The organism is Rhodococcus sp. NPDC019050 (genome assembly GCF_055664235.1).
Genome location: NZ_JBVOON010000005.1, coordinates 20,265 through 32,960, shown reverse-complemented (window position 1 = coordinate 32,960; position 12,696 = coordinate 20,265). Strand labels below are relative to the sequence as shown.

The window sequence follows — 12,696 nt, the reverse complement described above, 5'->3', positions numbered from 1 at the left end:
ATGTTCACGATGGCCAAGTTCTCGTGGCTGAAGAACCCCTGGAAGCAGAGCGACTGGTTCGAAACGGTCGCCGTGGCGCAGGAGCGTGCCCGCAAGCGCCTGCCGAAGTCGGTGTACGGAGCGCTCGTCGCCGGGTCCGAAGCCGGCATCACCGTCGACGACAACCTCGCGGCGTTCCGCGACCTCGGATTCGCCCCGCACGTCGCGGGACTGTCGGAGAAGCGCGAAATGAGCACCAGGGTCATGGGGCAGGACGTGGCCATGCCCGTCCTCATTTCGCCGACCGGTGTCCAGGCCGTACACCCGGACGGAGAGGTGGCCGTCGCCCGCGCAGCGGCTGCGCGGGGAATCGCCATGGGCCTCAGCTCGTTTGCGAGCAAGCCCATCGAGGACGTGGCCGCGGCCAACGACAAGACCTTCTTCCAGATGTACTGGGTCGGCAGCCGCGACGTGCTCGTCCAGCGCATGGAACGCGCCCGTGCAGCGGGCGCGAAGGGCCTCATCATGACCCTGGACTGGTCGTTCTCCAACGGCCGAGACTGGGGAAGCCCCGCCATCCCGGAGCGGATGAGTCTCGACGCGATGGTGAAGTTCGCACCCGAGGGCATCCTCCGGCCGAAGTGGCTTCTGGACTGGGCCCGTACCGGTGGCGTCCCCGACCTGACCACTCCCAATCTCACGCCGCCCGGCGGTGGCGACACCCCGACGTTCTTCGGTGCGTACGGCGAGTGGATGAGTACTCCGCTGCCCACGTGGGAAGACGTGGCCTGGTTGCGTGAGCAGTGGGGCGACGCTCCCTTCATGCTCAAGGGCGTCATGCGCGTCGACGACGCCAAGCGTGCGGTGGACGCGGGCGTCACCGCGATCTCGGTGTCCAACCACGGCGGCAACAACCTCGACGGCACCCCCGCGCCGATCCGGGCGCTTCCGGCTATCGCGGAGGCTGTCGGAAACGACATCGAGGTTCTCCTCGACGGCGGCATCCGGCGCGGTAGCGACGTCGTCAAGGCCGTCGCTCTCGGCGCCGACGCGGTCATGATCGGCCGTGCCTACCTGTGGGGTCTCGCAGCCAACGGCCAAGCCGGGGTCGAAAACGTCCTCGACATCCTCGGTGGCGGCATCGGTTCCGCGCTCCTGGGGCTGGGCCGGGATTCCATCCACGACCTCGTGCCCGGCGACGTCGTCGTCCCGCCCGGTTTCCGCCGGGATCTGGGAGTCGAGTAACCGCTCGGGATGAGCGTCGCTCTCACCGATTCGATCACCCTCGCCGGCCGCACCGCGCCGTCGAGGGTGATCTTCGGTCCGCACGAAACCAATCTCGCTGTGGGACGGGCACTGTCGGATCGCCACGCCGCATATTACGAGCGTCGTGCGCGGGGTGGCGCAGGAGTGCTCGTCACCGAGGTGGCGTCGATTCACCCGTCCGACCATCCGTACGAACGGGCACCCCTTGCGGCGCAGTGCGGTGACCGATGGGCGGAGATCGTCTCGGCCTGCCGACCCCACGGAACGCTCGTCCTTGCCGGACTCGGGCACTGCGGCCTCCAGGGCAACAGCGCCTGGACCCGGGCACCGCTGTGGGCGCCGTCGCGAGTGCCCGACCCTGCCACCCGTGAACTCCCGGCGGAGATGACCGGTGCCGACATCGACTCTGTGGTCGACGGTTTCCGCGCTGCGGCATCGCGCGCGGTCGATGCGGACGCCGACGGCATCGAACTCGACGCCGGACCCACCGCGCTGCTGCGGCAGTTCCTGTCCGGACTGACCAACCACCGCACCGACCGTTACGGCCGCGACAGGCTGCGGTTGCTCCGGGAGGTCATCGCGGCCGTGCGCGCCGAACTCGGATCCGGGCGGATCCTGGCGTTGCGTCTGAGCTGTGACGAGAACGCCCCGTGGGCCGGCATCACACCGGAACTCGCCGCCGGATACGCGCGTGAACTCGCCGCCTCGCTCGACCTGCTCACCGTCGTGCGCGGGGGCTTGTTCACGCCGGAGACGTACCGGCCCGACGCCCACACACCGTCCGATTTCAATCGCGAATTGTGCCGGCAGGTCCGCGTGGCCGTCGAGGGTCTGGTGCCGGTGGTGTTGCAGGGCAGCGTCGTCGAGCCTTCGTCAGCCCAGGACGCCCTCGATCTGGGGGTGTGCGACGCGGTGGAGATGACCCGCGCGCAGATCGCCGACCCCGATCTCGTCGACTCGATCCGCGACCACCGCGATCCGCGGCCGTGTGTGCGCTGCAATCAGGCGTGTCTCGTGCGCGACTTCCACAACCCGGAAGTGGGATGTGTCGTCAACGCGGAGGCGGGGCAGGAGAACGGGTCCGCCACTCGTGCGGCCACCGAAGTGCGAGACGTGCTCGTCGTCGGCGGGGGACCTGCGGGCTTGGAAGCGGCACTCGGTCTTGCGGGGCGGGGCCACCGAGTGACCGTCGCCGAGCGCGCCGACCGAGTCGGAGGCATGTTGCACACCGCGGCGCTGGGACCGGGCGCGCCTGCGTTCACCGAACTCGCCGCGTGGCTCGAACAGCGGTGCCGCGACCTCGGCGTGGTCGTTCGCGCCGACACCGTCGTCACCGCGGACGACCTCGACGCCGCGCAGGTCGCCGGCACCGCGGTGGTACTCGCCACCGGCAGCCGTGCCCGCCCTCCCGCCGTCGCGGGGGAGGAAGGCAACGGCTGTTTCACCGCCGCGCAGGCCCTCCGCTCTCCGGAGACCGTGCCTGCGCGGGTCGTCGTGTGGGATCCGGTGGGCGGGCGGGTCGGTGTCGCGGTGGCGGAGCATCTCGTCGCCCACGGACGGACGGTCGACTATGCGACGCCAGACCCCATTCCCGGATCGAGGCTGGCGCCCACCGGCGACCTGGTCGGCGCGAACGTCCGGTTGCAGCGAGCGGGCGTGCGACGGCACCTCGGCGTTGCGGTGGGTGCGGTCGACTCGTCGGGGGTGCGTCTCGTCCATCGGGTGACCGGATCGGAGGTCACCGTGGGGGCGGCGGCACTCGCCGACTGCTCAGTGGGACTCCCGGATGACAGATTGCGCCGACCGGGGCTGGATGAGATCGGTGACTGCATCGCTCCTCGGACGGTGCGGGAAGCGATCCGGGAGGGGCACCGTCTCGCCTCGGAACTGTAACCTGTTTCATAGACCGATCTGGAAGGATCTCCATGGGCGAGTTCGACGGCAAGGTTGTCTTCATCACCGGTATCGCGCGAGGTCAAGGACGTAACCACGCCTTGAGGTTCGCCCGGGAGGGAGCGTCGATCATCGGAATCGACGTCGCGAAGCCGGTCTCCGAGTACATCACCTACGAGCAGGCGACCGAAGACGACTTCCGCGAGACCGTCCGTCTCGTCGAGGAGGCCGGGGGCAAGATCGTCGCCCGCATCGCCGACGTCCGCGACAGCGCCGCCCTGCGCGCTGCGGTCGACGAGGGCATCGCGCAGTTCGGCCGCCTCGACGTGGTGGTCGCGAACGCCGGCATCTGCAGCTGGAACCGATTCTGGGAAATGCCCGACGAGCAATTCGAAGAACTCGTCGACATCAACCTCACGGGTGTCTTCAAGACGTTGAAGGCCGCGGCACCGGCGATGATCGAAGCAGGCAACGGTGGTTCGATCATCGTCGTCAGCTCGGTTGCCGGGCTCAAGGCCATGCCCGGACAGGCGCACTACGGCGCGGCCAAGTTCGGGCTCGTCGGTATCACTCAGGCCGCCGCAAAGGAACTGGGCGAGTTCAATATCCGCGTCAACTCGATTCACCCGTACGGTGTGAAGACCCCGATGGGCACCGACCAGGGATCGCTGAAGATGTTCGAGCGATTCCCGGCCTGGCTCCCCAACTTCGCCCCCATCCTCACCGAGAAGCCGATCGCCGATCCCGACGACACCTCCGACGCGGTGCTGTTCCTCGCGAGCGACCGCGCGAAGACGATCACGGGCAGCCAGATGGCCCTCGACCAGGGCAACTCCAAGGTCTAGCCGGTGCCGCGCAACACGGCCGGTCCCGATCCCCGGGACAGTCGCAGGATCGGTCCGGCCACGTTGCGCAACCGGATCATCTTCCCCGCCCACCTGACGAACTTCGCGGTGGACGGATCGGTCACCGATCAGCACATCGCGTACTACGAGGCGCGCGCCCGCGGCGGGGCAGCGATGATCGTCACCGAGGAACACACCGTGCATCCCTCGGATCGGCCCTACGAGAAGTTGATCCGGGGCTGGGATCCGGCTGTGCTGCCCGGGTACCGCCGCCTCACCGACGCGGTGCACGCGCACGGCACACGAATCCTGGCCCAACTCAACCACAACGGCGCCCAGGGCAGTTCGATGTACACAGGCCGTCCTTTGTGGGCACCCGGTCCCGATCCCGACCCGCTGTTCCGTGAAGTGCCGATGACGATGGGCGAGCGCGAGATTGCGGAACTGGTCGACGGCTACGCGACCGTCGCCCGTCGGTGCGCCGAGGGCGGATTCGACGGCGTCGAGATCCAATGCTCCCAGGCATCGATCCTGCGCGCCTTTCTCGCACCGGGGATCAACACACGCACCGACCGTTACGGTGACGGTCTCGCCGGACGGGCGCGACTACTGCTCGAGGTCGTCGACGCCGTGCGGGCCGCTGTGGGACGCGAGCGCATCGTCGGTGTGCGCCTGAGCGGGCACGACGGCACGACGGGCGGAATCGAACTGGGCGACGCAGTCCGGGTGGCGCGCATGCTCGACGAAAGCGGTGCCGTCGACTACCTCGGTACGTCGATCGGTGTCGCCACCGAGACGTTGCATCTCGTCGAGGCACCGATGTCGACGCCGCACGGGTACAACCTGTTCGTGCCCGCAGCGTTCCGCGAGGCGGTATCGCTCCCCGTCGTCGGCGTCGGACGGTTCACCGCGCCCGAGCAGGTCCGGGCCGCTCTGTCCGAGGGAGTCTGCGACCTCGTCGGGGCGGTGCGGGCTCAGATCGCCGACCCGGACTTCGCCGCGAAGACTCTTGCCGGGCGCGACACCGAGGTGCGGCCGTGCATCGGCTGCAACCAGGAATGCATCGGGCGGGTGGGGCTGGGCCGCTCGATCGGGTGCACCGTCAACCCGCGTGCCGGCCGGGAATCCGTGCCGCTACCCCCACCGCGCATGCCGGGCAGTCGGGTGCTGGTGATCGGTGGCGGACCGGCCGGACTCCAGGCGGCTGCGACCGCAAGGCGACTCGGGCACGGTGTGACCTTGTGTGAGCGCGAACCGTTTACCGGCGGCCAGATTCGCGGCGCAGCCACCGCGCCCCACCGCGGCGAACTACTCGCGGTGGTAACGAGTCTCGAAGCAGAGTGTGCTCGCGCGGGCGTCGAGATCAGAACCGGGGTCGAGGTCGACTCCGGCTTCGTCCGCGCCCACCGGCCCGACGCCGTGATCGTGGCAACGGGGGCTAGGCCGCATCGTCCGGCGTGGGCCGGCGACTCCGTGAGGGTCGTCGACGTCCGCGATGTGCTCGAGGGGCGTGCGAATCCGCGGGGGCGGACGCTCGTCGTCGACGACTTGGGCTTCCACCAGGCGACGTCCGTTGCGGAACTGCTCGCCGGACGTGGCTGCGCCGTGACCGTGTGCACCGGCGGCATGATCGTCGGACAGGATCTCGGTCTCACGCTCGACATGGACGGATGGACACGGCGCGCTCACGCTGCGGGGATCGTGCAGATCACCGATGTGATCGTCACCGGAATCGTCGACAGAGACGACGCGGCAGAGGTGTCGTTGCTCGATCATCGGACCGGTGCCGGCCGCGTGACCGTTGTCGATTCGGTCGTCGTGGTCACGCACCAGTCCCCGGTGGACGAACTCTGGAACGAACTGTCCGAGAGCGGTGTCCGCGTGTTCCGGGTGGGCGATGCTGTGACCCCGCGCCGGGTGCACGCCGCTGTTCTCGAGGGAGATGCCGCCGCAATCGCGGTGTGACCCTCCCGGGTACCCTCAGGACCCGAGTTCGCGGCGCATCGCGACGCGGGGCCGCTGGTCCAGTCCCAGTTCCGTTTCGCGCGAGCGGATTCCGCGCAGGCCGGGGGTGAGTTCATCATCGGTGAGGATTCGGAAGCCGAGACGCTCGTAGTACGGAGCGTTCCAGGGGACCTCGCGGAAGGTCGTGAGGGTCAGGGCCGGATACCCGTGGTCGCGAGCCCACCCTGCCGCGTGGTCGAGCAGTTCCCGGCCGATGCCGTGCCGGGAATGAGCCGGATGCACGGAGACCTGCTCGATGTGGAGTGCGTCATCGACAGGCTCCGCGGTCAGGTACGCCACCGGAGTGCCGCTGTCGTCGAACGACACCCAGACCGAGCCCGCAGCCAGGTAGCGTCGCAGCTCGGCGACGGTGGGCGGTGCGTCCTCGGAGACGAAGGTCATTCCCAGTTCGGCGAACTGCTCACCCGCGGCGCGTTCGATTGCCTGGAGCAAGGGAAGTTCGGTCTCCGTCGCGCGACGGATGCGCGGCAGGTCCTTCGCGAAGTACAGCGACGTTTCCGAATCGGCCCAGATACCGAACCGTTCGCTCATCGGGGCGTATCCGGCGGCGGTGTACATGGCTATCGCTTCCGGTTGCGCAGTACCGGTTTCGAGCACTATGCGGCGGCGTCCCGCGTCCGCTGCGGTGCGCTCCAGCGCGTCGAGCAGACGGCGCGCAATTCCGCGCCGCCGGGAATCGGCGCGCACGTACATCCGCTTGATCTCTGCGTCGCCGTCGCGCAGACCGGGATGATCCGAGTCGTACGCGCGCCAGCCGCCGATGCCCATCGGGGTCGTTCCGGAATGCGCGAGCAGGAAGAGTCCCCGTGGCGGCGCGAACTCCTCGGGACGGAGTTCGGTGTGGTCGGGCCCGCCGTACCGCCGCACGTATTCGAGCTGAACCTCGTCGATGAGGGTTTGCACGTCGGGGTCGTCCAAGGGGCGCGGTTCGATCTGCACGAGACGAGACTACGTGCCGGCCCATGGGCGCGACCGAGTCCGGTCCACCGTGCGGCCCGACCCGCTGATCCCCGGTGAAAACTCCACATCCGGCTCGGCGACCGGAGCCAATATCCGGGCCGCCACCTGCGACGGAACGCCTGAATCACACTTTGCGGCACGGTGCGGCAAAACCGGGGATGTTTATCGAATCGTTGCATGGGCACCCGTCGGTGATGCAGAAGAACATTTTCATCCCGGCCCTGACCGATCAGCAGCGAGACAAGCTCGACACCCTGTCGAATGCCGACCAGTTCCGGTTCCACAGCCTCCTCGACTACGAGTCGCTGATCGAACCCGAGACCTACGTCTTCCAGGACCTGCTCGACCGGGCACGCAAGCAACTCGACGAATTCGACGGCAGCGTAGACGCAATCGTCGCGCACTGGGATTTCCCGACGAGCGTGCTCGCTCCGATCCTCGCCGCCGAACGGGGACTGCCTGCGCCGACGCTCCGCAGCCTCCTCCAGTGTGAGCACAAGGCGTGGAGCCGGATCGAGCAGAAGAAGAGCATCCCCGAATGTGTCCCGGGCTTCGCGGTTTTCGACCCGTTCGACGACAACGCACTGGACTCGATCGACCTTTCCTTCCCGTTCTGGGTCAAGCCCGTCAAGTCGCACTCGTCCCAGCTGGGGTTCGAGATCGGTAGCGCCGAGGACTTCGCAACAGCCGTCGAACAGATCCGCGCCGAGATCGGACGTGTCGGCGACGCCTTCGACGAAGTGCTGACCATGGTGGATCTGCCGGCCGAACTCGAGGGAGTCGGTGGCAACATGTGCCTCGCAGAAGACATCATCACCGGTATCCAGGTCGCGCCCGAAGGCACGATGTTCAACGGCGAGTACAACATTCACGGCTTCTTCGACATGCGGAAGGACGATGCGGGCCACAGCTTCGACAGGCTCGACTACCCGGCGCAGTCGGTTCCCGAGGACGTCCAGCAGCGCATGATCGACCTGACCGAGCGGTACCTGCGGCACATCGGTTTCGACAACGGTTGTTTCAACACGGAGTTCATGTGGGACGAGAAGACGGGAAAGCTCTCGCTCATCGAGGTCAACACCCGCATCTCGCAGTCCCACAGTGACCTGTTCGTGAAGGTCGACGGGACATCGAACCACGAGGTCGCGATCGACATCGCACTCGGCGTGCAGCCGAGCATCGAAAAGGGCCGTGGACGGTACCGCCACGCGGCGCAGTGCCATATCGGCTACTACTCCGACGGCATCGTGCGCAGCGTTCCCAGCGCCGACGACCTCGCCCGTGTCTGCGAAGAGATCCCGGATACGGTGGTGGACATCAAGGTTCGGGTGGGAGACCGGCTCTCCGAACTCCCCAACCAGGACGGCTACCGCACCGTCCTCGCCACGTTGTACATCGGTGCCGACGATGTCGGCGGTCTCGAGAAGTACTTCGATCGTGCATCCGAGTTGCTTCCGTTCGGGATCGACGCGATTTCCGAATAAGGCCTTCCTGCCTGCGTCATGCTCAACCGATCGACAGGAAGGTACTCGTGCAGACAGTGACGTCCTTTCCCCACGATGTTCGCGTCATCGAGAACACGTTCATCACCATGCCCGACGGCTGTCGGCTGTCGGCCCGCATCTGGCTTCCGGAAGGAGCCGAGAGCAACCCGGTTCCCGCTGTGCTGGAATACATTCCGTACCGGCACCGCGACACCACTCGAGCAAGAGACGAACTCAACCATCCCTACATCGCAGGTCACGGATACGCCTGCATCCGAGTCGATCTGCGCGGCAGCGGTAACTCCGACGGAGTACTCGAGGACGAGTACCTTCCCGCCGAGCAGGACGACGCGTGCGCTGTGATCGAGTGGCTTGCGCAGCAACCCTGGTGCGACGGCAACGTCGGCATGATGGGCATCTCGTGGGGCGGCTTCAACAGCCTCCACGTTGCGGCGAAGCGGCCCCCGGCACTCAAGGCGATCATCAGCGCGTCCGCCACCGACGATCTGTACGTCGACAACATGCACTACATGGGTGGGTGCCTGCTGTCGGACAACCTGTCGGAAGCCACCGTGATGTTCGCCTTCAACAGCATGGCCCCCGACCCGGCGATCGTCGGCGACCGGTGGCGTGACATGTGGCTCGAACGATTGCAGGGCAGCGGCCTGTGGGTCGAGAAGTGGCTCGAGCACCAGCACCGGGACGACTATTGGAAGCGCGCCTCCGTCAACGAGAACTACGCGGACGTGCAATGCCCCGTGTTCGCGGTCGGCGGCTGGGCGGACGGTTACACCAACGCCATCTTCCGGCTCATGGAGAACCTCGACGTCCCCCGCAAGGGACTCATCGGGCCCTGGGGGCACAAGTACCCGCACCAGGGCGTGCCCGGTCCGGAGATCGGGTTCCTGCAGGAAGTCGTCCGGTGGTGGGACTACTGGCTCAAGGGGATCGACAACGGCATCATGGACGAACCGATGCTCCGGATGTGGAAGCAGGGCAGCGTCCCGCCGCATCCGCGCTATCCCGAACGCCCCGGCAAATGGATCTCCGAGCCGTCGTGGCCCGCGCCGGGCATCGAGACCCACGAATACACGCTCACGCGCTTCGGACTGGATGGCGATGCCGATCCGGACGAGGTCGCGCGCCGCGACCTGACGGTGTGCTCGCCCCTGAGCCTGGGGATGGCGGGCGGCAAGTGGGCGTCGTATGCGGCCACTCCCGACCTGCCGTCCGATCAGCGGGAAGAAGACGGCGGCGCACTGGTTTTCGAAACAGAGGCGCTCGACGAACCTCTCGACGTGGTCGGGCTTCCGAAGGTCGATCTCGAGATCAGCGCCGATAAGCCGGTGGCGATGGTCGCGGCGAGGCTCAGCGACGTCGCTCCGGACGGCCAGGCCACTCGCGTCACGTACGGTCTGCTGAATCTCACGCACCGTGACGGCAGCGCCGACCCGCAGCCCCTCGAACCGGGCCGGAAGTACCGCGTGCGCATCAAGCTCAACGGGATGGCGCAGGAATTCCCCGCCGGCCACCGCATTCGCTTGTCGTTGTCCACCTCGTACTTTCCGTTGGTGTGGCCGACGCCCGAACTCGCGACCCTCACCGTCACCACCGGTGAGAGCCGTCTGAGTCTGCCCGTTCGTCCGCGCCGAGACGCCGAGGACGCGGCGCTGCCCGCGTTCGGTGAGCCCGAAGGCGCGGAATCCTCCGCGGTCACGCGGGTCGAGCCGGGCGAACACCACTGGCGGACCTCGCGCGATCTCGAAACCGGTGTGACCACACTGGAGATCAAGGACGACCAGGGAGAACTCTTCGTCGAAGACACCGGCACCACGATGCGGAGCGCAACGACCGAGTGGTTCAGCTTCCAGGCGAACGACGTGGAGTCGGCGCGCGGCGAGACCCAGACCGTGCGCTACCTCGGCCGAGGGGGCTGGCAGACGGAGGTGCGGACCCGGACGGTGCTGACTTCGACACCGGACGAGTTCGTGGTCACGGCGCAGTTGGATGCGTACGAGTCGGACGAGGTCCACGGCAAGCGACGTGTGTACTCGGAGAATTGGAACCGGGAGATACCGCGTCTGCTGGTGTGACACCACGCAGTAGCGGTGCGGGCCGTCCGACGCACTAGCATCGGACCGGTGATACGGGATCTTGCCGGCGCCCGCTGGACCGACGTCGAACCGGAGCGGTGGACGGTTGCGGTACCGGTCGGATCGCTCGAGCAGCACGGCCCGCACCTGCCCCTGGATACCGATACACGGATCGCCACGGCCGTTGCCGAGGCCCTTCCCGACGTCCTCGTGGCTCCGCCGCTCGCGTACGGCGCGAGCGGCGAGCACGAGGACTTCCCGGGAACGGTGTCCATCGGAGTCGAGGCGCTGCGCACCGTATTCGTGGAGTACGGGCGCTCGATCTTCCGCTGGGCGCGGCGGGTGGTGTTCGTCAACGGGCACGGCGGAAACGCATATGCGCTGGCCGAAGCCGTGGCGTTGCTGAGGTACGAAGGCCGCGACGCGGCCTGGATACCGTGTGCGGTGCCCCGCGCCGACGCACATGCGGGCGCAACCGAAACGAGTCTGATGTTGCACCTGCGCCCGGGTGCGGTCGATATGGCGCGCGCAGTCGCCGGGAACACAGATCCGATCCCGAGTTTGATGCCACGACTGCGGGAAGCCGGTATTGTTTCGGTGTCGGCGAACGGGGTTCTCGGTGATCCCACCACCGCAACTGCGGAGCAGGGGGCCCGCTTGTTCGCACACCTGACGGAACGAGCAAGATCGCAGGTCGCTCGGTGGGAACCGGGCACGGAGGGGGGACTTCGGTGAGTCAGGCGACAACACCCGAAATAGCGCAGACCCCCGCAGGCCGCCTACCCGACGGGTTCGGGGTGCGCATCGACCCCCGGGTGCGGCGATTCGCGGGCGGACAAGTTCTCATCGGCGGTTCGCCCACTCGAATGCTCAAACTGGCACCCGCCGCCGCGGCGATGATCGACGGCGACCACCTCGAGGTCGTCGACTCCCGCACGGCGGTGGTTGCACGTCGTCTCCTCGACTCCGGCGTCGGAAATCCGCGGCCCACGAGACTGCCGTCCACCTCGGACGTGACCGTGGTCGTTCCCGTCCGGAACAACCCCGCCGGAGTGCGTCGGTTGCTGCAGGCGCTCCCCGGCCTCGAGGTGATCGTGATCGACGACGGTTCCGACAGCCCGATCGTCACTCCCGACAACCCCCGTGTCCGGGTGCTCCGATCCGACGCCTCGCGCGGACCCTCCGCCGCGCGGAACCGCGGATTGCGTGAAGCGCAAACAGAATTCGTTGCTTTCCTCGACTCCGATGTGGTTCCCCGCATCGGATGGCTCGAGGCATCGCTGGGCCATTTCAGCGATCCCGCGGTGGCGCTCGTCGCACCCCGCATCGTCGCTCTCGATCCCGACAACGGATCCTTGGCGCGCTACGAACACGCACGCTCGTCCCTGGACCTCGGCCGGCGGGAAGCCGCCGTCGTCGCAGGTAGTCCGGTGTCGTACGTGCCGAGTGCGGCAATGGTGGTTCGTCGTGAAGCTCTCGCCGGGTGCGGCGGCTTCGACGAGGCGATGCACGTCGCCGAGGACGTCGACGTGTGCCGGCGCCTGCGCGCCGCCGGATGGCGACTCCGGTACGAGCCGATCGCGCGAGTCGCCCACGACCACCGCGTGGGATTCCGGGAATGGTTCTCCCGCAAAGTTTTCTACGGAACCGGTGCTGCACCGCTGGAAGTGCGACACCCGGGAACCGTGCCCCCGATGGCGATCTCCGTATGGACACTCCTGGCGTGCTCGGCCGTCGCCACGCTCACGCGCTTCGGCCTCGTCGTGGCAGTGCTGAGCCAATTCATGACGCTCCTGCGGTTGCGTCGCATGTTCGCCGAACTCGAACGGCCCACGCGCATCGCGGCGGTGCTCACCGGGCAGGGCTTCGCGGGCGGTATGTGGCAGGTCGCCTCCGCGGTGTGCCGGCACTATTGGCCCCTGACTCTCGTGGCGGCCGTACTGTCGTCGAAAGTGCGCCGTGCGGTGGTGGCTTTCGCTGTGGCAGAGGGACTCTGGGACTGGTATTCGCACCGCGAGGACGGTGGACTCGACCCGGTCCGGTACGTCTTCTACAAGCGTCTCGACGACATCGCGTACGGCGCCGGACTGTGGAAGGGCGTCGTCGACGCCCGCGATCCCGCGGCGCTCGTGCCCGATATCCGGACCTGAC

The 12,696-nt window shown here is 67.5% G+C and carries 9 protein-coding genes; 8 read left to right on the top strand and 1 reads right to left on the bottom strand.

Annotated elements, in window-relative coordinates; all coding sequences use genetic code 11:
- The first annotated feature begins 9 nt into the window (after positions 1-9).
- From mftD to AC0B44_RS07760, 4 genes are read left to right on the top strand one after another with little or no spacing between them, the layout of a single operon-like run.
- Complete coding sequence (mftD, locus tag AC0B44_RS07775; RefSeq protein WP_471902343.1) at positions 10-1,224, top strand: pre-mycofactocin synthase MftD; 1,215 nt, start codon at positions 10-12, stop codon at positions 1,222-1,224.
- Between the two features lie 9 nt (positions 1,225-1,233).
- Positions 1,234-3,138, top strand: coding sequence for a mycofactocin system FadH/OYE family oxidoreductase 1 (locus AC0B44_RS07770; protein ID WP_471902342.1), 1,905 nt, complete (start codon positions 1,234-1,236; stop codon positions 3,136-3,138).
- 32 nt (positions 3,139-3,170) lie between these two features.
- Entirely contained in the window at positions 3,171-3,983 is an 813-nt protein-coding gene (locus tag AC0B44_RS07765) for a mycofactocin-coupled SDR family oxidoreductase (RefSeq protein ID WP_471902341.1), read from the top strand.
- 3 nt (positions 3,984-3,986) lie between these two features.
- Positions 3,987-5,948: a mycofactocin system FadH/OYE family oxidoreductase 2 gene (locus tag AC0B44_RS07760; protein ID WP_471902340.1), complete on the top strand. Its 1,962-nt coding sequence runs from the start codon at positions 3,987-3,989 to the stop codon at positions 5,946-5,948.
- Positions 5,949-5,963: 15 nt separating this feature from the next.
- On the opposite strand, the gene AC0B44_RS07755 is transcribed toward AC0B44_RS07760, so the two are convergent.
- Complete coding sequence (locus AC0B44_RS07755) at positions 5,964-6,947, bottom strand: GNAT family N-acetyltransferase (RefSeq protein WP_471902339.1); 984 nt, start codon at positions 6,945-6,947, stop codon at positions 5,964-5,966.
- Between the two features lie 215 nt (positions 6,948-7,162).
- On the opposite strand from AC0B44_RS07755, the gene AC0B44_RS07750 reads away from it, so the two are divergent.
- The 4 genes from AC0B44_RS07750 to mftF are packed head-to-tail and all read left to right on the top strand — an operon-like array spanning position 7,163 to position 12,695.
- Positions 7,163-8,452, top strand: a complete 1,290-nt coding sequence (locus AC0B44_RS07750) for an ATP-grasp domain-containing protein (RefSeq protein ID WP_471902338.1) — start codon at positions 7,163-7,165, stop codon at positions 8,450-8,452.
- Positions 8,410-10,545: a CocE/NonD family hydrolase gene (locus AC0B44_RS07745; protein WP_471902522.1), complete on the top strand. Its 2,136-nt coding sequence runs from the start codon at positions 8,410-8,412 to the stop codon at positions 10,543-10,545. Before AC0B44_RS07750 ends, AC0B44_RS07745 begins: the two co-directional genes overlap by 43 nt.
- Before the next feature lie 48 nt (positions 10,546-10,593).
- Entirely contained in the window at positions 10,594-11,280 is a 687-nt protein-coding gene (mftE, locus tag AC0B44_RS07740) for a mycofactocin biosynthesis peptidyl-dipeptidase MftE (RefSeq protein ID WP_471902337.1), read from the top strand.
- Positions 11,277-12,695, top strand: coding sequence for a mycofactocin biosynthesis glycosyltransferase MftF (gene mftF, locus AC0B44_RS07735; protein WP_471902336.1), 1,419 nt, complete (start codon positions 11,277-11,279; stop codon positions 12,693-12,695). The genes mftE and mftF overlap by 4 nt, the downstream gene beginning before the upstream one ends.
- Position 12,696 lies beyond the last annotated feature (1 nt).